The sequence below is a fragment of the Kurthia sp. FSL E2-0154 genome, from assembly GCF_038003625.1.
Classification (GTDB): domain Bacteria; phylum Bacillota; class Bacilli; order Bacillales_A; family Planococcaceae; genus Kurthia; species Kurthia gibsonii.
This window is the reverse complement of sequence record NZ_JBBOPO010000001.1, coordinates 2,392,613-2,416,911: the sequence shown is the minus strand read 5'-3', so window position 1 is coordinate 2,416,911 and position 24,299 is coordinate 2,392,613. Positions and strand designations below refer to the sequence as shown.

Sequence of the window (24,299 nt, the reverse complement as noted above, 5' to 3'; positions counted from 1 at the left end):
GAGAGAAAAAATCAAATGGGTAAATATTTTGGTACAGACGGCGTACGTGGCGTCGCTAATAGTGAGCTAACCCCTGAGTTAGCATTTAAATTAGGTCGCTTTGGAGGATATGTCTTAACAAAAGACGCAACAGAACGTCCAAAGGTATTAATTGGTCGCGATACGCGTATTTCAGGTGAGATGTTAGAAGGTGCATTAGTAGCAGGGCTAATCTCAATTGGTGCTGAGGTTATGCGTTTGGGCGTTATTAGTACACCGGGCGTTGCTTATTTAACACGCGCAATGAGTGGAAATGCAGGCGTTATGATTTCAGCATCACACAATCCTGTAGAAGATAATGGGATTAAATTCTTCGGTCCAGATGGTTTTAAATTATCAGATGAACAAGAAGCGGAAATCGAAGCGCTTTTAGATCAAGATGAAGATACACTACCTCGTCCAACAGGTGCTGATTTAGGCTCTGTGAGTGACTACTTTGAAGGTGGACTTAAATATATCCAGTACTTAAAACAAACAGTAGATGAAGATTTCTCAAATATTCATATTGCTTTTGACTGTGCACATGGTGCAACGTCATCACTTGCGACACATTTATATGCTGACCTAGAAGCTGATTTATCATCAATGGGTGCTTCACCAAACGGTTTAAATATTAATGACGGCGTAGGTTCAACACATCCAGAAGCATTAGCTGAATTCGTGCTTGAAAAGGGTGCTGATGTCGGTTTAGCGTTCGATGGTGATGGCGACCGCCTAATTGCAGTCGATGAAAAAGGACAGATTGTAGATGGCGATCAAATTATGTATATCTGTGCAAAATATCATCATGCAAAAGGTCGTTTAAACAAGAATACAGTGGTTTCAACGGTGATGAGTAACATGGGCTTCTATAAAGCACTGGAAGCAGAAGGAATAGAGAGTATTCAAACACAAGTAGGAGACCGTTATGTTGTAGAAGCGATGCGTGAAGGTGGCTACAATGTCGGCGGTGAGCAATCTGGACATATCGTATTCCTTGATTACAATACGACAGGTGATGGCTTATTAACAGGCTTACAACTTGTGAACACAATGAAGATGACAGGTAAGCGCTTATCAGAATTAGCAGCTGAAATGACCATCTTCCCACAAAAATTAATCAATGTACGTGTAACAGATAAACATGCTGTGACACAAAATGAAAAAGTAGCTGAAACAATCGCGGCTGTAGAAGCGGAAATGAATGGCGATGGACGTGTGTTAGTACGTGCATCAGGTACAGAACCGCTTGTACGTGTAATGGTCGAAGCTTCAACGAAAGAACAATGCGACGCATATTGCGAACGTATTGCAGCAGTGGTAAAAGAAGAAATGGGTTTAGCTGAATAACATCATTCAAAAGACAGTGTTGGAAATAAGCTGACACTGTCTTTTTTCGTGTTTATTTCCTGGGAAATTGGGAATATTATATAAATAAAATGATATCTACCTGTTTTAAATTGACGTATATTCTTTTACCGTTTATGATATAGTTCTGATAATTTGCTGAGGAGGATTGTGTAGAAGCGTAAATCGGAAAAACAGTTATAGCGCCAGTACTGAAGAAATCGGACGACAAGTATCTTCAGTAGACGAGGTGGAGGAGTATCGAAAGTTTCGGCGGATGCCTCCCGGTCGACAGCCCGATCGTAAGTTCATCTTTAAAATAGTGAAGTGATTCGCTAGACAAAGAGATGAAATGGCAAATCATAGAGAGATAGAGAAACTGTTCGTAAGGGAATTTCTATACGAACTTTCATTGCTATGGACTTTTTCTCTTTTCATAATTTGCAAAATATCGGAGGAATTAAATATGTGTGGAATCGTAGGTTATATTGGTCAACTAGATGCAAAGGAAATTTTGTTGAAGGGACTAGAAAAATTAGAGTATCGTGGTTATGACTCAGCGGGTATTGCAGTAGAGAATGCAGCGGGTGTACAGGTATTCAAAGAAAAAGGACGTATTGCAGATTTACGTGATGTCGTGGACATGACAGTAGATGCAACAACAGGAATTGGACATACACGTTGGGCGACACATGGTGTACCAAACTATGTGAATGCACACCCACATCAAAGTGCTTCAAAACGTTTTACATTAGTACACAATGGTGTGATTGAAAACTATCATTTATTACAAGATGAATATTTACAAGGTGTAACGATGACGAGTGATACGGATTCAGAAGTCATTGCGCAATTAATTGAACACTTTTCAAATGAAGGTATGACAACAGCAAAAGCTTTCCGTAAAACACTAACATTAGTAGAAGGTTCTTATGCGTTAGCTTTATTAGATGCAGAAGAAGCAAATGTCATTTATGTAGCGAAAAAAGGTAGCCCACTATTAGTAGGTGTTGGCGAACAGTTCAATGTTGTGGCATCAGATGCTATGGCGATGTTACACGTAACAGATCAATTTATTGAATTACATGATAAAGAAATGGTGATTGTGACAGCAGATTCAATTCAAATCCAAAAGTTAGACGGAACCGTTGTAGAACGCGCACCGTATAAAGCAGAACTTGATTTGAGCGATATTGATAAAGGCACATACCCACACTACATGTTAAAAGAGATGGATGAACAACCAGCAGTCGTTCGTCGCATTACACAGAAGTATGAAAATGAAGCAGGTCAATTAACGATTGACCCAGCGATTCAACAAGCGATTCAAGAAGCAGATCGTCTATATATTATTGCTGCAGGTACGAGCTACCACGCAGGATTAATCGGTAAACAGTACTTTGAAAAGCTTGCCAAAATCCCTGTAGAAGTGCATATTGCAAGTGAGTTTGGCTATAACATGCCATTACTATCGAAAAAACCATTATTCATCTTCATCTCACAATCAGGTGAAACAGCAGATAGCCGCCAAGTATTAGTGAAGGTGAAAGAATTAGGCTATCAAGCATTAACGATGACGAATGCACCAGGCTCAACATTATCACGTGAAGCTGACTACACATTACTATTACATGCAGGTCCAGAAATCGCAGTAGCGTCAACAAAAGCCTATGTAGCACAAGTTGCAGTATTAGCGATTACAGCGTATGTTGTGGCAGACCAACCAGAAATCGAGTTGAAGAAAGAATTAGGTATTGCGGCGAATGCGATTCAATCAATTATTGATCGCAAAGAAGAATTTGCTAAACTAGCAGAATCATTCTTAGCAACAACACGTAACGCATTCTTCATCGGACGTGGCATGGATTACTACGTGAGTATGGAAGGCGCACTAAAATTAAAAGAGATCTCGTATATTCAAGCAGAAGGATTTGCTGGCGGTGAATTGAAGCACGGTACGATCGCTTTAATCGAAGACGGCACACCTGTCATCGCACTTGCGACACAAAAAGAAGTCGCACTGAATTTACGCGGTAACGTGAAGGAAGTCGTAGCACGCGGCGCAAACCCATGCATCATCTCAATGGAAGGCATGGCAGAAGCAAACGATGCCATCACAATCCCGCACGTACACCCATTACTATCACCACTAGCAGCAGTTGTCCCAGTACAACTAATCAGCTACTACGCAGCCCTACAACGCGGCTGTGACGTGGATAAACCACGTAACCTAGCGAAAAGTGTGACAGTGGAGTAGAAATATTTTCAACCCCTATGAATGTGTAGTTTTATAAAAAAGATTGATCATTTATAATAAAGTTCGTTCATTTAAAACAAAGTTTGATTATTTATAATAAAGTTTGATTAAAACAACCTCTATGGGTATGATGTCCATAAGAGGTTGTTTTTTGTTTTAGAATTAAAATTAATAAGGAGGAGGGAGTATATGGCTAAAAGAAAACGTTCAAGTTCGTATGAGAAAAGAATGAAAGAGGGTTACGGACAAGGTATTGGAAGCGATTATAAACCTTGGATAACTATTCAGGATGTACCTTCATTGGGAAGGGTTACTCGATTAAAAGGACATAAGATTCCAAGACAATTTGAATTTCTTTCAGATTTAGAACGAAATTACTTTTATTTATTGGAATATTCGGATTTAGTGGAAGATATTCAAGAACAGTACCCTTTGCTACCAATTGAGGAAACGATTATTATTGCAAATGAATTAGGAATTAAACACCCCACAGACCCTAAAAGTGGAGAACCAATAGTGATGACAACAGATTTTTTAGTAACAACTAAGAACAATACAGAAGTTAAAAAGTTTGCTAGAACATTGAAATATAAAGATGAATTAATGGATAAACGTGTATTAGAAAAATTTGAAATAGAGCGTGTTTTTTGGGAAAGGCAAGAAGTGGATTGGGGGATTGTAACAGAGTTAGAAGTACCCAAAGATATGGCACATAATATTGCATTTATTCATGGTTATTCAAACCTTTTAGTCATTGAAGGATTCGAAAATATACGTATTGAAGAATTAGAAGATATGAGTATTTATTTTATTAGGTTATTATTGGAAGCTAAACAAACGATACGTCAAATTGCTTCAGATTTTGATCATAACTTTGGAATGAGTAGTGGTTGTGGATTATCATTATTTAAGCATTTACTAATGACAAAGGTTATTGAAATAGATATGGCACAAAAATTAGATGTCAATCAGCAACTAAACGTCAAATATGTAAGAAGAGATTTTTCCAAGAAGGTGGAAGCAATATGATTTTTTATAATCAGGTATATCAATATGTAGATAGAGATGAAAAAAATCGAATTCGAATTATTGAAGTTGATGAATTAGTTGCATATTTTGTTGAGTTAGAAGGCGATACTGCTATGCCTAAAACAATTAATTTAGCTGATTTAGAAACTGAAATTCAATCAAGCATTTTATTATTAGTTTCAGATCCATATTTAATGACTTACGTAGATAAGGATTTAACAGAGGTACAAAAAGAAAAACGTGACGAAGACTGGAATATTGTTTCGATAGGTTGGGATTTATATAAAAAAGAGTTACTAAATAAAAAACAACGTAATGCGATATTTGAAGAATTAGCTGAAAATAATAACGTTTCAAAACTAAAAGTGAAACGCTCGTTTACACGTTTTTGGCAAAGAGGATTAAATAAGAATGCTTTATTGCCAGATTATATACGTTCAGGTGCAAAAGGAAAAGAGCGTCAATTGTCTGCGACAGCTAAAGTAGGAAGACCTAGAAGTTACTCATCTAAAGGTATTAATATTACTGAAGATATTAAACAGCAGTTTAGTCATGTTATGAAAAAATATTATCGAAAGAAAGAACAGCTGACGCTTACTGATACTTATGAACATTTATTAAGAGAATTTTATGCGGATAAATATTATGAAGGTGAAGTTTTAAAGTACAAGATATGGGATGATACACGCATCCCAACATATCATCAATTTTATTATTGGTTTAAAAAGTTTGAAGAACCTCAATTAGATTTTAGACTTCGTAATAGTTCAAAAGAGTATGAATTAAAACATAGACCTATTTTGAGTCATTCTGCTTTTGAAACTGATGGACCAGGGACACGTTTTCAAGTAGATGCAACAATTGCAGATATTTATTTAGTTAGCTCATTTGACCGTAATTTAATAATAGGAAGACCAATAGTTTATGGGGTTGTTGATGTTTATTCAAGGTTACTAGTAGGGATTTATGTAGGGTTAGAGGGTCCTTCATGGATAGGTGCAATGATGGCATTAGATAATATGGTGACTAACAAAGTTGACTTTTGTAAGGAGTACGATATTGAAATTAATCAAAATCAATGGCCTGCTCAACATTTACCAGAAATTATTATCGCTGATAGAGGAGAGTTTGAAGGATATTCAGTTGAGAATTTAATAAACAATCTGAATATAAAAATTGAAAACACATCGCCATATCGTGGGGACTTAAAAGGGATTATTGAACGTCAATTTCGTACCCTGAATGGAAAAATCAAAAGAAAAGCACCAGGGGCTATACAAAAAGAATATCGAGAACGTGGCGATAGAGACTATCGTTTAGATGCTAGTCTTACTCTCGAAGAATTCACACAAATTATTATTCATTTAGTATTGCACCATAATCAAAAAAATATTGATAAATATCCTTTAGAGAAAGAAATGATAGTAGATCAAATTACAGCGACACCAATTAATTTATGGAATTGGGGCATAGCAAATAAAAAAGGAAGGTTACAATCTGTAACTAATCGAAATCAATTTAGAATGAACTTACTACCAAAAGCCAACGCTCGTATAACTAGAGCAGGAATTAAATTTAAAGGATTAGCATACGGTTCGGAAAAAGCTTTAAACGAACAATGGTATTTAAAAATGAAAAATCAAAGTATTGAAGTAGTCTATGATCCAAGGTCAATGAATCAAATCTATATACCACATAATGGTGGAAAAAGTTTCGATATATGCTATTTATTAGATGCAAGTGTGCAATATAAAGATAACTCTTTGGACGAAGTTGAATTTTATAAACAACTTTTACAAGAGGTGAAATCTAATGAAAAAAATCAGCAATTAGAGAATACTGTTAATACAGATTCAGCAATTGAATTAATTATTAAAGAAGCAACTAACCAAAAGAAAAATACGCTTAATATAAATCAAACAAAAGCAGAAAAACTTAAGAATATTAAAGTAAACCGACAGGCAGAGAAATTAATGAATAGACAGGATGAACAGTTTGATTTAGATGTCGAAAAAAAATCTGGAAAAGCGGAAGTCGTTAGTTTTATTAAAAAAGAAACTAATCAACAGTCTAGTTCACGTTTGATAACTAAATTACGAAAGAAACGAGATGAGCAGCATGGAAAAGATGACTAATGGAGTTTTAAAAGGCAACTTTGAAGAAGCTGCGTATAAAGAGCAGAAACTGTCGGAATACAGTGAAAACCCCTTTATTGAGGCGCTCCCGCCTATTTTGAGTGAAGATGATGTGATGGATCGATTTGTGGTGACACCGCGAATTACAAATCAAGATAAGCAAAGTGAGACAAATATTCGTTATCATGTGCTTAAACGTATAAAGAACTTTATTCAACCTTTACCCATTCATTTCGAAGTAGAACGTCGATTATCTACATTAATCCGTAGGGGATACTTAGCTAGAAACCCTTTAGATAAAACATTTCTTGAACGTATTCGAGTTTTGCATCAATTACGAGAAGATGAAGAAGAGGCATACAAATATATAGATGAACGTTTGAATTATATTCGCTCCACAGCAGATAGTTTATCGATTATCGGCATTTCAGGTATTGGAAAAACAACAGCAATTGAGCGCTTGTTATTAATGTATCCACAAGTAATTAAGCATGAGAAGTATGAAGAACAACCATTCAATCGTACACAAATTGTTTGGCTGAAAATTGATTGTCCGTATGATGGTAGCCTTTCTACGCTGTGTAAAAGCTTTTTTAAAGCGATAGATGATTTGTTAGGTACGCGTTATTTAGAGAAGTTTGGGTATTTGAATCGTGTAACATCAACGATGCTATTGCATATGACCTCATTAGCTAGTATGTATGGTATTGGAGTATTAGTAATTGATGAGATTCAACATTTATTGCACGCGAAAAATGATCAAGAAGAGATGCTTAATTTCTTCGTGACATTATCTAATACAGTAGGCATTCCTACAGTTTTGATAGGTACATCTAAAGCACAACAATTATTTAAAGGAAACTTCCGACAAGCTCGTCGTGCAGCAAGTGAGGGTTCGATTATTTGGGATCGTATGGGTGAGGATAGTGAGGAATGGGAATTCTTTTTAGAAACCTTATGGGAGTTACAATGCCTTAAAACATATTCAGAGCTTACAGAGGACGTTAAAAAAACTTTCTACAGTGAATGTCAGGGAATTACTTCAGTTGCTGTTAATCTATTCATACTAGCTCAAGAGAGAGCCTTATATGATGAATCGAATGAAGCAGAGCGATTGACGTCGAGCGTTTTAAAGAAAACAGCAAAAGAAGATATGAAAATCATTCAACCAATGTTAAGTGCAATTCGGAAAAATGATTTTAGAGCCATGTATAAGTATGAAGATATTATGATTAATTTAGATGAATTAATGCAAAGTCATAAGCAAAGTACCGAATATGAAGGACGCATTAAAGAGGCAATGAAAGAGCGGAAAAATACGTTAGCATATAAACGTCAAGATTTGATTGAAGGTCTAAGTGGAGAAGTTGCAGCAATCGGTATTTTTGATGTTTTAACTTCAAATGAAATCATCAAAGTTACAAAACAAATAGTAGAGAATATGCCGATAGAAACAGACTATAACATGCTAAAAGCTCAGCTTATTCCACAGTTAATTGAATTGAATCAAAAAGCTAAAGAGAAGAAACAGCATATCGTAATTTCAGATAAAGTGTTACCTCTATTGGATGCTAGAGAAAGAGCATTGAAGCAGAAAAAACATCCGTATGAGGTATTAATTAAAGATAATTATATTAAGAACCCGGTGGAAGAATTCTATTAAATTATTTTAGGAGGTAATCAAATGCTACCTTTCTTCACGAATCCATATCCAGATGAATTATTGTATTCAGCTATTGCGCGTTATCATTTTTATAGTGGGAATCTTGATTGTAAAGATACATTAGAAGAGTTATTTGATAGTCGTTCTGTGATACCAAGTGTGGAGATCGGTAGTCATTTCACTAAATTGGTAGAGAATTTAGGATCTCAATATTCGGTAGAGTATTTATTAGCTAACCATACGATTTATCCTTACTATGCTTCATTTTTATCTAAACAAAGACAGCTAGAGATTTTAGAAGATGTCAAAAATAATGGACAGGCTTTATATACAAGGCTTGGTATTGTAGCTGGAGGCATTTGTCGTAAAGATGGGCTATATTACTGTGCTATGTGTGCTAAATCTGATTCAGATAAGTATGGAGAGCCGTATATTCACCGAGAACATCAATTACAAGGAATAAGTTATTGTGCACACCATGAAATTCCGTTGAGGGAGTATCAGGTAACAGGCGACAGTCGCATCGAATACATTCGTTTTGAATTACGCTACATGAATCTATCAGATTTATACGAAGTGGATCCATATGAAGAGATAGCTATTCAATTAGCAAAGCAAGCATATAAACTACTACAAATACCATTACATTCATTAACCAAAGTAGAAATTAGTACGATGTATAAGGCGTTACTTAGAAAGAAAAATTTAATTACAGCCGCCAATCGGGTGAGACAACAAGATTTATATCAAATGATAAAAATCGACTTATCAGAAGAGCTTTTAACGAACTATGAGAGCGAATTTAATGAAGAAGATGAATATAATTGGGTGAAAGTATTAACTCGTAATTCAAAGAGGCATGTACACCCATTACGACACTTATTGATGTTTTTATACTTGAAGCAAGATGTAGTGAATTTGATAGTAGATAACGGTCCATTTGGAAAAGGTCCTTACCCGTGTTTGAATAGAGCTGCGAAACATTATAAAAAGTTAGTTATACCATCTGTAAAAGTTACAAGGGATTTTAAAACAAAAGCTCCAATCGGTACATTTTGTTGTTCTTGTGGTTTTGTGTATGCACGTAAAGGACCCGATTATAATGTGGAAAATCAATATAAAATTGGTAGAATAAAAGTTTTCGGTCAAGTATGGAATAGAAGATTAAACGAATTGATGAATACAGGAATGAGTATTCGAGCTATTGCAAAGGAGTTAGGTGTAGATTCTAAAACCGTTAAAAAATATGCAGATGAACCTACTCTGGAAGTAGTAACCCCAATTCAGCTGGATAGACTAGAACCCTATCGCAGTGACCTAATTGAAATGATAAGCACCCAACCAGAATTAACTCGAACTGAAATAAGGGATCAACTCTGTAAACAGTATATGTATTTGTATAGATACGATAAAGAGTGGCTAATGGCTAACTTACCAATACAACTAAAGCGTACAGAACCGAATAGACTTGTGGATTGGAACGCGCGCGATCGAGAATATGTGCAGCGTATCAAGAAGTTATATCAGCAATTATTAACTGTTGAGAAACCCGTTCGAATAACGAAGTCTTTAATCGGTAAGCGATTAGGCATTACAGCAAATATAGAGAGGAATTTGGATAAGTTACCGAATACGAAAGCTTTGTTCGATGTGATAACAGAAACTGTTCAATCATTCCAAATTCGACGTTGTTGTAAGGTAATTGACCAGATGCTAGAAGAAAATGAAGTGATAAAACTTTGGAAAGTGCAACGGATAGCAGCGGTAAAGTCGCATCATTTTCATGAAATAAAAGATGAGTTATCTAAATACATTCAAATAAGCCAGGATGTGAAAAGAGATGAACAACAAAGTATATAAATTGAAAAACTGGCCATTCGCTAAAGGAGAACAAGCTCAATTAATTTGGATTAGTTCTCCTTTTAAGTATGAGAAAAAAATCATGATTTATGCGTATTTTAGAGCGAAAGGGAAAACTGAAAAAATCTTAACAGATTGGGGGATGTTACCTGCATTAGCTATTCAACACATGTATATAAATGGTGATTTACGTCATAGTTTGCCACCAGAAAATATAGAAGAAGTTGATTTGACGATTTTCCCGCAATCAGTACGTTATACAGAGAGAGAATGGACTGTACAAGGAACGAATGATACGGATATGTCACGTAGTTTTATAGTGAAGTTTAATAATAAATCGTATACATTGCCATTAATTGAAGTAGTTCGTAGTATCTTAGCACCCAATCGCTTTTTACTATATCGTTTATTTGAAATGAACTCTTTTCCACAGTATTTCATTGAAAACTATACTGAAGCACAAATTCAGTTGAGCTTTTCGTCTCAATATAATCTGAAATACACGAAAAAAAGCTTTTTATATCAGTTAGTATGGTTATTAGGTAATCGAGATTTAAGAAGAACGTTCGAAAATATTGCCTATACATTTTTAAATACGAGTGAATTGAAGTTTGAGTGGTTATTTCAACAACCTATTTCAATTAAAGCGGTTGTAAAAACCGGAGGGGTAATTTTAAAAGTAAATGAAGTGAAGAACAAGGAAATACCATTTGACGTCATATCATTTTCACATCCGGAAATATCAAAATATGAAAAATCTAATGAACCTAAAAAATATACGATGCGTGAATTAAAATCATCTACTGAAGAAAAGGAAAAGATAATAGATGAAACGGTAGAAGGTGCAACAGAAGATTTTGAATTAATTGAAATGAATAAACAAGTTCATAAATACACTGAATCACCAAGTATTGTAAAGGTTCAAGGTAAATCAACAAAGCAACGAACATACGAAGATGAAAGTACGAAACAATATACATTTAAAGATACAGGAATTCGTTCAGCATCCGATACAGGTGGTAATCGTTTAGCTCGAGGGATTGAACATCAATCTTTGCAGCAAGTCCAGGCAGAAGGGGAATTGGGCGGATTTGTATATATATTACAAGAACTAGAGGACTACAAAGAAGTACAAACTATTAATATACAATTAGGTTCGCTACCAACCCTTGATGGAAATAGAAAGTTTAGTTATTTAGAAAATGGTATAGCCCCTCGTCAGTATGCACTAGCGACAGTTAGTTTGTTTAACGGCAACGAGTTTAAAATTTTAGAAGTAGAACGAGAAAATCGTGCACTATCTATGTTGCTCCTATCTGCTACAGTATCGGTTAATTGGAATCAATTGATTGATGGTTTGTTATTAAACCTAGTGAATAGTAGTGGAACGTGGGAAAGAGATGTACTTGAAAGTCTGGGACAAAGAAATGTAGTCGTACGAAAAGCAAAGCATAGTAAGAAGGGATATAAACATAGAGCGAAGTTGTTGTTTAATAAAATGATGTAACATGCAATCCTGTTATTTGAAATAACTAACTTTTATTATTAAATGTTGGACTTCCCCCTGTCAAGTAGACAGCTATAAAAAGACTAAGTAGCCATCTGGTGGCGATATTCTATCGGTGCTAGGTGATTGAGTCATTTTTGGAAATGTTGGAGCAAAAGAGTCAAATGTAGAGGTTCAGAGAGGAGATTTTGATAAATTAATTTAAAATCTATTATGATACAATAAATTTAATTAAAACTTCACTTTGAGAATTAATACGTGCTTTATTAAAAGAGCTTCGGAAGGAAGGTAGCTGTGCAAGATAATAGGTCAAACGAAAATCGACTATCATTATTTGGAAATGAAATAAATAGAAATTTAAAATCTGCAGATATATCTGAAAATAGTATACGTGAAAAAATGCCAGAGATTTTAGATATATTATTAATCGATCGAACTTTAACGACGGAAAAAACTATAAAAAATATTATTTGGGCTAACGAAAATTATGTGAATAGGGGACGTGAAATCTATGGACCAACTGCACAAATAAAACCTGAATTAGTGACTGGGAGAAATGGTCAATTAATCATGCCCCGTGTTTTAAAAACTCAAAAACTTCAAAAAGAGAGAACAAAATCGAGTGCGGAAGTATTCACACCTATTTGGATTGTAAAAAAACAAAATGATCTAGTAGATAAAGAATATTTAGAAGACGATTTAGAAACATATGCAAGACGTACCTGGCTTGAAATAACATGTGGAGAAGGCCCATATATGGCAACACGTTATGATACTGTTACAGGTGAATCAATATCTATAAATAAACGGGTGGGCTTTGTAGATCGAAAATTAACAAGAATTAATACTAAGATTACTGATAAAGCTGAATGGCAACGTTTAGTTGAATTAGCGTACCAAGCAAGTTACGGTTTTGAGTGGAATGGTGATTCGTTATTGTTGGCTCGAGAAAATCTTTTATACACATATCGAGATTATTATGTTGATAAGTGGCAACAAGAACCATTATATGAGGAATTTAAGAAAATTGCTGTGATTATAAGTTACAATGTTTTTCAAATGGATGGAATAGCGAAAAAACAGGGTATTCCAATGAAAAATTCTGGATTGTATTATATTTCACCATTGTCAGAAAAAATAAAAAAAACAAAAGAAGTTCAAATGAGCTTTGATTTTATATTTGAAGAAGTTAATGAAGAAGTGGAAGATTTTAAAATTATTCCAGGTAAAAGAGTAAAAATAATGAATTGGGAAACAAATAAAATGGAGTATTTTGATAAAGGGGCCAATTGACTGTGAGTGAAACACTTGAAAGATTTGATATTCAATTGAAGAAATCTAACTTTGAATTCATGAAATTAGATAGTGATTTAACAGAATTCTATAAAATAGCTACACAAGCAGAATTAGATTTTGCTTTAAAAGCTTTTGATAATACATTAGTGAATGTTAGAAAAATAGTAGACTCATTGACAAGCTTAATAATTGATTTGAATTATGATTTTGTACCGAATAGAGCAACATTTAATGATAAATTATCGATCATTAAATCTAAAAAATATGATATTCCATCAGCAATTATTAACCTTTTTTATGACATAAAAAGTAGTGGGAACATGGGCGCTCATAGTGTAGTGGACGATGAAGAATTAGCTTATAGAGCTTTAAATCAATTAAGAATAATTTTGCAGTGGTATATTACTACACAGAATGATATTAAAATTATTAGAAGTGAATTTGTTGAACCGACTGTAGTATCAAGGTTCAAAAATAACAGGGAACGTAAAATAGTTTATGTACAAACAGCTGACAATAATAGTGGAAATTGGTCAGTGTATGAAGGTAATGAAAAAATAGGTGAAACAACAGCTCCTGAAGAAGATCAAGAAGAAAACTGGTCACCTAATAGTGATTTTTTACAGTCAATAACGAAAAAAAGAATTAATAGTTATATGAAAACATCCGGGGTTCCCGCAAAAATTAGTTGGGCAGAGCTAGCTTGGATTAAGGAATCTAAACGTTGGTTTAGCGACAAAGATGTTCATGAGGTATTGTTGCGTTCTGGTTATAAACGATCTGAAAAGTTAGATGGTACAGAGTGGTTTGAAGTAGATTTAGAAACTGCAAAAGCTGCTATAAAAGCTGTAAAAGAAGGTAGAAGTTCTATTGATAGTAAAAATGATATCGATTTACCTAAAATTAATTTGCGTTCTGAACAAACAGCAGCTGTAAATCAAGCAACTAAAGCATTCAAAAAACATAACAAGGTACTTTGGAATGCTAAAATGCGTTTTGGTAAAACACTTTCTACTTATGAGTTAATTAAAAGGAACAAGTATGAAAAAGTTTTAGTAATGACCCATCGACCAGTTGTTTCAGATTCCTGGTTTGAGGATTTTAAGAAAATAGAAATGGCTAAAGAAGGATATGAATATGCTTCGAAAATAAAAGGTGAAAAAGACTTAAGAAAATTGGCTAATGGTAAAACACCTTTTATTTATTTTGTGTCTATACAAGATTTACGTGGTGCAATTGAAGTAGGAGGCAAACACGAAAAAAATAGTGAGTTTTTTGAAATAAATTGGGATTTAATTGTCGTTGATGAAGCACATGAAGGTACACAAACAGATCGTGGTGATAGACTTTATGAAAGTCTTATGAAAACAGAAACTAAAATGTTGGAATTATCAGGTACACCTTTTAATATCCTTGATGAATTTAGTGAAGAACAAGTATTCACTTGGGATTATATTATGGAGCAACAAGCTAAAATTCGCTTTTCACTAGAGAACCCAGAAAAGGTTAATCCATATGAAGCATTACCTGAAGTAGAAATGTACACATTCCAAATGGCAGTAGATAAACAATATGAAAGTAGCGATAAATATTTTGATTTCGCGGAGTTTTTTAAAGTAGAAGATAATAGTGGGAAATTTGTACATGAATCGTCGATTATTAAATGGCTTGATCAAATTTCAACAGACGGAAAGACCAATTATCCTTTTTCGACTGAAGAATTTAGAGAAAGTATTCGACATACACTTTGGTTGCTTCCAAGTAGAGCATCAGCTAGAGCATTGAAAGAATTGCTAGACCATCACGCTGTTTTTAGTGAATATTCTGTAGTGAATATTGTAAATGACAATGATAATGAAATTGCTGGTGAAAATGATAAAGATTTGGTACGTGTTCGTAAAGTGATTACAGACAGACCATCAGCAACAAAAACAATCATTCTAACAGTTAGAAAATTAACAACAGGTGTAAATATTCCTGCTTTAAATGGCGTAGTATTTTTAAACAATACTACGAGTGCGCAAAATTATCTTCAAGCAGCTTTTCGTGCACAAACACCATTTTCCGATGAAATTCTAGGTATGAAGAAAAAAGCCTATATTTTTGATTTTGCTCCAGATAGAGCATTAAATATTTTAGCGAAATCTGTATCAATGTCACCTAAAGCAGGAGTTTTAAATACGAATGATCAAAGAGATAAATTAGGGACACTTTTAAATTTCTTACCTGTGCTTGAACAGTCAGGTAATGAAATGAAAACTTTCTCAGTAGATAAGATGATGCGTCAATTGAAGAAAGCGTATGCTGAAAGAGCAGTTTTATCAGGTTTTGATGATGCCTCTATTTATAATGATGAACTATGGGAAGTTACTCAAGAAGATATAAATTTGTTCAACGACTTGAGTGGCAAATTAGGAAAAACACAACAAACCAAAACTATAAAAAAAATTAATGTAAATACAACAGGTTTAAATGAGCAAGAACGAGAAAAAGTAAAAAGAGGAAAGAAAAAGCCTAAGAAAGAACGCACTCCAGAAGAACAAGCTGCAATAGATGCAGAACAAAAACTGCGTAAAGAACGTAATAATATGATAACTATTTTACGAGGTATATCGATTAGAATCCCATTAATGATTTATGGAATGAATTTAGATTTAGATAGGGATATTACGCTAGATGATTTTGTAAAGCAAGTTGATGATGTTTCATGGGAAGAATTTATGCCTAAAGGTATTAGTAAGTTTGATTTTATGAAATTCAAAAAATTCTATGATCCTGAAATTTTTATCGAAGCTGGACATCGTATTCGTCAAGCCGCAGTATCTGCTAATAACTTAAGTTATCAAGATCGAATTGAAAAAATAACTTCTATTTTTTCAGGATTTAAAAACCCTGATAAGGAGACCGTTTTAACACCGTGGAGAGTAGTTAATCTTCAATTAGGTAAAACGATAGGTGGATACAATTTCTACGACGAAGAATATAGAGAAGAACTTAAAGATGCTTCATTCAGGTATATAGATAATGGAGAAATCACTAATGAAATATTTTCTAAAGATGCAAAAATTTTAGAAATCAATAGTAAAACAGGCCTTTATCCATTGTATATGGCATTTAATATTTATCAACGTCGCTATTTGCAAGAGAATGAAAATTGGAATAAAGCCGATTATATCCAAAAAGATAAAGCGTTATGGCAAGAAGTATTGGAAAATAATATTTTCGCACTAAATAAAACCCCTATGGCAAGAACTATCACTTATAGGACTTTAAATGGTTATGAAGTAAATGAAAAATTTATGAGAAATTTAGTATATGTTGAAGATTTACCACGAAAAATAAAGAATAATTTAGAAGATACTGTATATGAAATAAACAAGAATTTTGGAGGTTTTAAAATGAAATTTGATGTAGTTGTAGGAAATCCTCCATATCAAATAGAAGCTGGAGGAACTAGTACAAGTGACGATCCAATATATCACCATTTTTATGATTTAGCTGAAAGCTTAAGTGATAAATATTGTTTAATTTCACCAGGTCGTTTCTTATTTAAAGCTGGTAAAACACCTAAAGTTTGGAATGAAAAAATGCTGGCTGATAATCATAATAAAGTTGTTTATTATGAACAAAAATCCGCTAATATTTTTCCAAATACAGATATAAAAGGTGGATTAGTCATACTTTATCATAATAAAAATGAAAGTTTTGGGGAGATAGGTACTTTTATTCCTTATCCAGAATTAGAATCAATAATGTTAAAAGTCATGTCAACACATGCTGAAAAACTACCTTCTATTATTTATACTCAAACAAAATTTAATTTAGAAAATCTTTATAATGATTATCCAAACTACAGAAAAATTCTAGGTAATAACGGTAAAGATAAACGTTTTGATAAACCTATATTTTCTAGATTAGATATTTTTACAGAGGAAGAAAATGATAATTATTCCTACAAAATTTTAGGGAGATTTAATAATGAACGTACGTGGAGATACATTCCTCAAAAGTATGTTGAAGATCACGAAAATCTACAAAAATGGAAAGTTATTCTTCCAGTGTCAAATGGAGGTGGTATATTAGGTGAAGCATTAAGTACACCAATAGTTGCTGCACCTCTTATTGGTTATACACGTTCTTTTATTAGCATAGGAAGTTTTGATACGGAAAAAGAAGCAGAAGCACTATTAAAATATATTAAAACAAAATTCACAAGAATACTGTTAGGGATTTTAAAAATTACTCAAGATAACACCGGAGAAAAATGGGCGTATATACCTATTCAAGATTTCACTTCTAAATCAGATATTGATTGGAGTCAATCCATTTCTAATATCGATAAGCAACTATATCAGAAGTATAAGTTAACTCAAAATGAAATTTCTTTTATAGAAAATAAATCAAAATCTATGAATTAATCTAAATTCAGGAATCGTTTATAAAACTATTTGTAGAAATTATTTATAACAGCATTGTACAACGCTTGATTTCCGAAGAGGTTGAAATAGCCATTTAGTTTTAATCAAACTTTTTTATAAAAATTAAATACAGCTCAAAACCAAACCCACGTATTTTGATCAAACTTTATTCAAAATATGTTGGGTTTCTTCTATTATAAAATCAACGTTTGTAGCATACTTTTAATCAAACTTTATTCCAAACCAACAGAATGAAGTAAGCTCACTTCATTCATAGGGGTTTTGTCATATATTTGAGTTAATTTCATAATTCCAATCCCTTTGTTATCAAGGGGTAAAATTAAATAAAAATGAGGCACCTCCCCAAATTCGGTATAATGGTAGCGACTAAACAACCCACCCGAAAGGAATGATGCCTCATGACTATTGTAAAACAAATTAGCCTGTTTGACATCCAAGAATTATTCGAAATGGAAAGTTCGCACCGATTTGATGCCATTTTCTCCACTTTCGATGTACAACCTATCTTTCATCTCTTTTCTAAAAAGACAATGCGTGGTGCTCCACGCGAATGTAATTACGGGGCCATGATTCAATCATTAATAGTACGTATCGTCGAACGTATTCCAACAATAAAGGACTTAGTCAAACGTTTAGTCAACGACCCTTTATTCCGTTTGGATTGCGGATTTCTTGTTTCGGATTCAGTTCCGTCAGAAGCGTCATATTCTCGTATGATTGATGTCATTAGTCAATCTGATGTACTAGATTTCATGCAGGATCAACTTATCCTAGCCGCTTTGACGGAAGGATTTCTCGAAGACGAGTGTCTCGGTTTTGATGCAACACACTTCGAATCACGTGATGCCTCAAAGCCTTCAGAGAAAAAAGAAGCAGCTCCACCAAAAAAACGTGGTCGAAAAACGTCTGAAGAACAAGCGATTTGGTTAGCTGAACAATCTGAGATTGAGGTCAATCAAACAACCTATGAAAAGAAGCTAGAAGCTCAGTTGACGATTCCGACGAACACACTTTGGCAAGATATCCCCATTGAACCGAAGTGGGGAATTAAGAAAAATAGTAATGGCAAAAATACGTTCTGGTATGGCTTTAAGGGACATTTAGCTGTTTCAACTAAAAGTCAATACATTGTCGCTCGCATCATGTCCTCAGGGAATTTAAGCGATAGTAAAGCAGCTATACCCTTGTTGAAAAAAATCGCAGACTTCTTGCCAAATCATTTCGCTACCGCAATTTTTGATGCAGGATATGATTACGAGCCAATTTACCGTCAAATATTAAATCAAACAATGCGTGCTGTTATTCCGTATAATGTCCGACGAGAGAGCGAAGTAATTGGATTTGACCAACATTTCCGCCCAACCTGTGTGCGCGAACATAGTTATCGTTATGACAGCTTTGATGAAAAATATCAGACACTCAAATTCACAAGACCAAAGGAATGTGAAACTTGTCCATTACGCGATGATTCCCTATGTCAAAAGGTTTTCAAAATAAAATGCGAAACAGATATTCGTAAGTATACGTCTCCAGCACGTGGCTCAGATTTATGGAAGAAACTCTATAAAGAACGTACGGCAGTAGAACGTGTAAATGCTTATTTAAAGCAATATTTCCAGTTAAATAACATCCGTCACAGAACAGGTCGCAAAGCAAAATTGCATTTCAATCTAGTGACGTTTATTTATAATGCCTGTAAGTTAGCAGTTGACCGCATCAATTCGCAATTAAGTCATGCAAAAGTACCTGCATAAATTTTAAAAACGATAGTTTTTACATCGGAGCAATCTAAGCTCTTGAAAAAATCGAATTATGAAATTGATTCATTTATAAAATAAATAAATAGACAAAAAAATTTTCATAAAGGTAAACATATTTTTTCTCTTGAGATGAGTTAAATAAAGAACAAAATAAAAAAATATATAACCTAAAATAATTGTCCAAACCAAAAGAATAGCGTCTAATGGATAGTAAAATTAACGTATATGTTACTCCGAACTGCAGAAGAATACGGAAAATATTCACCTTTGATTTTCTATTTAATTTCATCTATGATATAAACAACATCGATGAGTAACATAGATACGGCCGTATTTTATAAAAAGAAAAATAGGAGGTTTAATATGTACAATATGTATAGTGAAGAAGAAATTGATAGTCAGGTGAATGCGTTTTGTGTATTTAGAAATAATGAACGTATTCTGGTTCCATTACACGATGAAAAATTTATGAATAAAGTTCGTAATTTAATTAAAGTGCATATGGAAGTTACGAAAGATGAGTTAGCCAAATATATCCATTTACATTGGAACGAAGAGCAATTAACTTGCAGTTTTGCTGATTTTGTAGAAGATTTTGAAGAAAATAAAAAATTAAATCCTAAAATTGTTGATACTTGTGAAAAACTAAATATCCCATTAGTTGAAAAAAACTATATTTATATCCCCTAAGCACATGAAAAGTTTATACAAGTACAACAGTTAGGTATTCAAAGTTATCCTACACTTCTTTTGAAGAAGGGTGAACAATTATTTGAGCTTGGCGGTGGTGTAATGACACCTGAAAAAATAGAAGCTCGTCTTATGAAAATTCTTTCAGCCTAATCTAGATAAGACATTTCATTTTCTAGAGTTCGTAATTAAAACTGGAACTGCGCAACAGCGCAATTCCAGTTTTTTAATGCTCATATGAGATAGTGTTTTTCCACTTATATCCTATTATTTTTTGTATATAATCCCTTTTATGGTAACTTTGTCATTTATAAAGCGTTCTATTGTATAGACAAAAGATAAAGGGGTGTAAGATGCAAAAATCAATGAAGGGGATTTTATGGGGGATTTTTCTGTTCTATTTACTATTGTTAACATATCAATTACTGATGAAATATTATAGTATCAGTCAGATTGGGCGCTTATTGTTGTTTCAAGAGGAGGGGCTATTCTTTTTGAAAGAAGTGAATCTTGTGCCTTTCCATACGATTCAATCGTATGTACAAATAGAGGGGACAACGTTTTTGAGTGCGATGCGTAATCTTATTGGGAATGTTATTGGTTTTGTACCATTTGGCTTCTTTGCGGCACTACTCATTTTTAAGCGTCCAACATGGCTAAAGGTGATTGGGGCGACTTTTTTGTGTAGTTTATTCTATGAAACAGTCCAATATATTTTCACGCTCGGATTATTTGATGTGGACGATTTACTATTAAATACGCTTGGTGGAGCAATCGGCTATGGGTGCTACTGGATTATGAAGCGATATTTAGGGAGATTGAAAAGAAATCGTGTAACAACGCAACATTCGTTACGTTAAGGAGTGATTGTTCATGTGGATGATTTTTTTAAGTATAGCGCTTGTTGCAACAGTAATCAGACTTTTACAGTTTAAGAGAGGTTATATAGCGATGTGGGTTGCGCTTTCAGCAACTGCGTTGACTCTGTGTTCGTTTATAACGATGATTGTAGATTGGATCAGTCACAATGATATGAGCGCCTTAGCAGATGTGGTTCCGACTATGCATATAGTGTGTTGGATTTTTACGGTGTGTATGATTGTACTGAATGTATTACCACTCGTTTTCAAAAAATGAGCTAATTAATTGTATCCATGCGTTAAAAAATGTAAGCTAAGTACATTCAAAGTGATAGCTGAATCCAAGGAGGAACATGCATGGAAAATTTTAAGTATCAAAACCCAACGAAGCTCATTTTCGGTAAGGGGCAAATTCAATCATTAGATCAAGAAATACCAACGGATGCAAAGCGCGTTCTTCTACTATATGGTGGCGGTAGTATTAAGAAGAATGGTGTTTATGATCAAGTGATGGCACAGTTAACAGCTGCGGGGAAAGAGGTAGTTGAGCTTGCAGGTGTAGAGCCGAACCCACGTCTGACAACCGTTCAAAAGGGGATTGATCTTGTAAAAGAGCATGAACTTGATTTTATTTTAGCTGTTGGTGGCGGTAGTGTTATTGACTGTGCCAAGGCGATTGCTATTGGTTCACGTTACGATGGGGATGTATGGGATATTATTCTTAAAAAAGCAGTGCCAACATCGGCAGTACCTTTTGGAACAGTGTTAACAATCGCAGCAACAGGTTCTGAAATGAATGGTAGCGGCGTAATTACGAACTGGGAAGAGAATGATAAGCGTTCATTCGGTTCGATTTATACGTATCCGAAATTCAGTATTTTAGATCCTGAATTGACGTATTCTGTACCATTGAATCAAACAATTTATGGTATTGTCGATACAATGTCACATGTATTTGAGCAATATTTTAATGCGTCAACGAACACACCGCTACAAGACCGTTTTGGCGAGTCGATTTTACGTACAGTACTTGAAGTAGGTCCAAAACTTGTGAAGGATTTACATTCATACGAATATCGTGAAGTAATGATGTTAAACAGTACATTCGCATTGAATGGTGTCTTATCAATGGGTGTGAAAACAGACTGGGCGACACATATGATTGAACATGCAGTTTCTGCTGTGTATGATATTCCACATGGTGGTGGTTTAGCGATTCTATTCCCTTCTTGGATGTCATTCGTTAGCGAACAAAAACCTGAAAAAGTAGCGCAACTAGGTAAGAATGTCTTTGATTTAGATGCGACAGGGAAGACAGATGCGGAGCTTGCGAAAGAAACGATTGCGGCTTTACAAGAATTCTGGACTTCAATTGGTGCGCCAACAAAATTAGCTGATTTTGATATTGATGATGCACAGCTTGATTTAATGGCAGAGCGTTCAATGGTTGCTGAAAAAATCGGTAGCTATGTACCACTATCAAAAGAAGACGTAAAAGAAATTTTAAAGCGTTCATTATAAGAGAGAAGGCTAAGGAGGAATCCTTAGTCTTTTTTAATAGGAAAATCGAGATGAAATAATCGATTGTACATGTCGTACTTGTCGTAAAAGATTATGATGAGGCGATTGCATTTTATACAAAAAAACTGCATTTTACATTGGTAGAAGATATAGAACAACCAGAGCAGAATAAGCGCTGGTCGGTTGTATCATCACCTAATTCGAATGAAAAACAGCAAGCTTTTATCGGATGACAGTCGGGTGGACGCGTCTTTTTATTTTTACAAACGGATGATTTTGAGCGTGATGTACGTGATATGCGAGAAAAGGGGATTGAGTTTGTAAGAGAGCCATAGACACAACTGTACGGAAAAGTAGCCGTGTTTTCAGATTTATACAGAAACTTGTGAGACTTAACTGGGGTTTGTTAATGGGCATACACTTAAACAGCAGTGAGAGCAGATTTCTCAATCGAAAAATAGTATAATATTAAATAGGAAGAAACTCGATAGAAAAGGATGTTTTTTAGTATGGATGAGCAGTTAAAACTATGGATTAAACAGTTCCAACAAGATAAAGATGCGGATGCATTAGGTAATTTAAAAGAGCATTGTGCACATATGATTGAACCTTTAATTGTAGAATTTACAGAAAAGTATGGGGAAGAAGCGGGCGTATTACTACGTTCGAAATGGGATAAGCGTTTTTTCTTTATCTTTTCAAAATATCAATTGAATGTAGGATTATCACTTGAGAGTTTTGTTCAAAACACATATCGCTTTTACTTCATGGAAGTGTTGCGAAAAGCAGGGTACATTCAATAATAAAAAAACAGGTTGGAAGCATAGTGTATATGTTCCAACCTGTTTTTAAATTAGCTATAAATGATGTCTTCTGCAAGGTTTGTGAATACTTCACCTACGACAGAGTCTTCATCGTAAATCGATGAGCCAAGATTTTCTTCTGGTTTTGCGAATGGTACGCGTGCGATGACGTCACACTTTAGTGAGCGTGCAAGATTATCGCCGCCACCTTGACCTAGAATATAGTTCTTTTGACCATCTGGTGTTTCAAAGTATGCCATGTTTTCAACGACACCTAATACTTCATGTTTTGTATGAATGGCCATCATACCTGCACGAGATGCAACGTATGATGCGGTGTTATGTGGTGTTGTGACGATGATTTCTTTTGCTTGTGGAATCATCGCCGCGACATCGATTGCGACATCTCCTGTTCCTGGTGGTAGGTCAATTAGTAAATAATCGAGTTCGCCCCAATGTGTGTTTACAAGGAAGTTACGAATCCATTTATTTAGCATTGGTCCACGCCACATCACAGGTTGATTGTCTTTTGTATAGAAGCCCATCGACATAATTTTAACACCTGCTACTTCTACAGGAATCGCTGTTTGGTCAATCATTGTTGGTTTTTGCTGTGTACGCATCATAGCTGGAATACTAAAGCCATAAATATCAGCGTCCACAATCCCAACACGTTTGCCAAGTCTCGCAAGTGCAGTAGCTAGGTTAATCGTTACGGTTGATTTACCTACACCGCCTTTACCACTTGTGATGGCGATAAATTGTACACCTGAATCGGGTTCTAACATTTTCGGCATACCTTGCTTGTTGACGTTTTGTGTTTTTAACGAAGCAGTTAAAGCCATGCGTTCTTCATCGGTCATTGTACCGAATTGTAATGCTACTTCTGTTGCGCCGATTGCTTTTAATGCATCTTCCACGTCTTGTTGGATTTTAGCTTTTAGCGGACAACCTTTAATTGTTAGCACTACTTCTAACGAAACATGCGTACCATCAATTTGAACATTGCGTACCATATTTAGTTCGACAACGCTTTTATGAAGTTCAGGATCTTGCACGTCTTTTAATGCATTCACCACATTTTCTTTTGTTAACATACGGGGTATACCACCTT

At 34.5% G+C, this 24,299-nt stretch carries 15 protein-coding genes and 1 pseudogene; 15 read left to right on the top strand and 1 reads right to left on the bottom strand.

Annotated features, from left to right (window positions below):
• The first annotated feature begins 15 nt into the window (after nt 1-15).
• The 15 genes and pseudogenes from glmM to MHB75_RS11900 all read left to right on the top strand — a co-directional run bounded on the left by glmM (nt 16) and on the right by MHB75_RS11900 (nt 23,185).
• Nucleotides 16-1,368: a phosphoglucosamine mutase gene (glmM, locus tag MHB75_RS11975; RefSeq protein WP_068450202.1), complete on the top strand. Its 1,353-nt coding sequence runs from the start codon at nt 16-18 to the stop codon at nt 1,366-1,368.
• Between the two features lie 463 nt (nt 1,369-1,831).
• The gene (gene glmS / locus MHB75_RS11970) at nt 1,832-3,622 is read left to right on the top strand and encodes a glutamine--fructose-6-phosphate transaminase (isomerizing) (protein ID WP_340997949.1); all 1,791 of its coding nucleotides are present in this window, start codon (nt 1,832-1,834) and stop codon (nt 3,620-3,622) included.
• A gap of 189 nt (nt 3,623-3,811) precedes the next feature.
• The gene (locus MHB75_RS11965) at nt 3,812-4,651 is read left to right on the top strand and encodes a TnsA endonuclease N-terminal domain-containing protein (RefSeq protein WP_340997947.1); all 840 of its coding nucleotides are present in this window, start codon (nt 3,812-3,814) and stop codon (nt 4,649-4,651) included.
• Nucleotides 4,648-6,786, top strand: a complete 2,139-nt coding sequence (locus MHB75_RS11960) for a Mu transposase C-terminal domain-containing protein (protein ID WP_340997945.1) — start codon at nt 4,648-4,650, stop codon at nt 6,784-6,786. The genes MHB75_RS11965 and MHB75_RS11960 overlap by 4 nt, the downstream gene beginning before the upstream one ends.
• On the top strand, nt 6,770-8,449 hold the full coding sequence (locus MHB75_RS11955) for an ATP-binding protein (protein WP_445667007.1): 1,680 nt from the start codon (nt 6,770-6,772) through the stop codon (nt 8,447-8,449). The genes MHB75_RS11960 and MHB75_RS11955 overlap by 17 nt, the downstream gene beginning before the upstream one ends.
• A 21-nt stretch (nt 8,450-8,470) precedes the next feature.
• Complete coding sequence (locus MHB75_RS11950; protein WP_340997942.1) at nt 8,471-10,309, top strand: TnsD family transposase; 1,839 nt, start codon at nt 8,471-8,473, stop codon at nt 10,307-10,309.
• Entirely contained in the window at nt 10,290-11,816 is a 1,527-nt protein-coding gene (locus tag MHB75_RS11945; RefSeq protein ID WP_340997940.1) for a Tn7-like element transposition protein TnsE, read from the top strand. The genes MHB75_RS11950 and MHB75_RS11945 overlap by 20 nt, the downstream gene beginning before the upstream one ends.
• Nucleotides 11,817-12,110: 294 nt before the next feature.
• On the top strand, nt 12,111-13,109 hold the full coding sequence (locus MHB75_RS11940; RefSeq protein WP_340997938.1) for a restriction endonuclease: 999 nt from the start codon (nt 12,111-12,113) through the stop codon (nt 13,107-13,109).
• A gap of 2 nt (nt 13,110-13,111) precedes the next feature.
• Complete coding sequence (locus MHB75_RS11935) at nt 13,112-17,530, top strand: Eco57I restriction-modification methylase domain-containing protein (protein WP_340997937.1); 4,419 nt, start codon at nt 13,112-13,114, stop codon at nt 17,528-17,530.
• 419 nt (nt 17,531-17,949) lie between these two features.
• The gene (locus MHB75_RS11930; protein ID WP_109350943.1) at nt 17,950-19,305 is read left to right on the top strand and encodes a transposase; all 1,356 of its coding nucleotides are present in this window, start codon (nt 17,950-17,952) and stop codon (nt 19,303-19,305) included.
• 369 nt (nt 19,306-19,674) lie between these two features.
• A complete protein-coding gene (locus tag MHB75_RS11925) occupies nt 19,675-20,001 on the top strand; it encodes a hypothetical protein (RefSeq protein ID WP_340997934.1) in 327 nt (108 codons plus the stop codon).
• Between the two features lie 353 nt (nt 20,002-20,354).
• Nucleotides 20,355-20,861, top strand: coding sequence for a VanZ family protein (locus MHB75_RS11915; protein WP_340997931.1), 507 nt, complete (start codon nt 20,355-20,357; stop codon nt 20,859-20,861).
• Between the two features lie 357 nt (nt 20,862-21,218).
• Nucleotides 21,219-22,382: an iron-containing alcohol dehydrogenase gene (locus MHB75_RS11910; RefSeq protein WP_340997929.1), complete on the top strand. Its 1,164-nt coding sequence runs from the start codon at nt 21,219-21,221 to the stop codon at nt 22,380-22,382.
• Nucleotides 22,383-22,444: 62 nt separating this feature from the next.
• Nucleotides 22,445-22,714: pseudogene (locus MHB75_RS11905) on the top strand (VOC family protein); the annotation flags it as partial.
• Nucleotides 22,715-22,891: 177 nt separating this feature from the next.
• Nucleotides 22,892-23,185 (top strand): hypothetical protein, encoded by a 294-nt coding sequence (locus MHB75_RS11900; RefSeq protein ID WP_340997927.1) that lies wholly within the window; start codon nt 22,892-22,894, stop codon nt 23,183-23,185.
• 50 nt (nt 23,186-23,235) lie between these two features.
• Here MHB75_RS11900 and MHB75_RS11895 read toward each other — a convergent pair whose 3' ends face one another.
• Nucleotides 23,236-24,282: an Mrp/NBP35 family ATP-binding protein gene (locus MHB75_RS11895; protein WP_325943637.1), complete on the bottom strand. Its 1,047-nt coding sequence runs from the start codon at nt 24,280-24,282 to the stop codon at nt 23,236-23,238.
• Between the last annotated feature and the right edge of the window lie 17 nt (nt 24,283-24,299).

Excerpts from the sequence above, each read along its gene's own strand:
- glmS (WP_340997949.1), top strand. The coding sequence starts at position 1,832 with ATGTGTGGAATCGTAGGTTATATTGGTCAACTAGATGCAAAGGAAATT.
- MHB75_RS11955 (WP_445667007.1), top strand. The coding sequence starts at position 6,770 with ATGGAAAAGATGACTAATGGAGTTTTAAAAGGCAACTTTGAAGAAGCT.
- MHB75_RS11965 (WP_340997947.1), top strand. The coding sequence starts at position 3,812 with ATGGCTAAAAGAAAACGTTCAAGTTCGTATGAGAAAAGAATGAAAGAG.
- glmM (WP_068450202.1), top strand. The coding sequence starts at position 16 with ATGGGTAAATATTTTGGTACAGACGGCGTACGTGGCGTCGCTAATAGT.
- MHB75_RS11925 (WP_340997934.1), top strand. The coding sequence starts at position 19,675 with ATGTACAATATGTATAGTGAAGAAGAAATTGATAGTCAGGTGAATGCG.
- MHB75_RS11950 (WP_340997942.1), top strand. The coding sequence starts at position 8,471 with ATGCTACCTTTCTTCACGAATCCATATCCAGATGAATTATTGTATTCA.
- MHB75_RS11960 (WP_340997945.1), top strand. The coding sequence starts at position 4,648 with ATGATTTTTTATAATCAGGTATATCAATATGTAGATAGAGATGAAAAA.
- MHB75_RS11930 (WP_109350943.1), top strand. The coding sequence starts at position 17,950 with ATGACTATTGTAAAACAAATTAGCCTGTTTGACATCCAAGAATTATTC.
- MHB75_RS11910 (WP_340997929.1), top strand. The coding sequence starts at position 21,219 with ATGGAAAATTTTAAGTATCAAAACCCAACGAAGCTCATTTTCGGTAAG.
- MHB75_RS11895 (WP_325943637.1), bottom strand. The coding sequence starts at position 24,282 with ATGTTAACAAAAGAAAATGTGGTGAATGCATTAAAAGACGTGCAAGAT.
- MHB75_RS11945 (WP_340997940.1), top strand. The coding sequence starts at position 10,290 with ATGAACAACAAAGTATATAAATTGAAAAACTGGCCATTCGCTAAAGGA.
- MHB75_RS11915 (WP_340997931.1), top strand. The coding sequence starts at position 20,355 with ATGCAAAAATCAATGAAGGGGATTTTATGGGGGATTTTTCTGTTCTAT.
- MHB75_RS11900 (WP_340997927.1), top strand. The coding sequence starts at position 22,892 with ATGGATGAGCAGTTAAAACTATGGATTAAACAGTTCCAACAAGATAAA.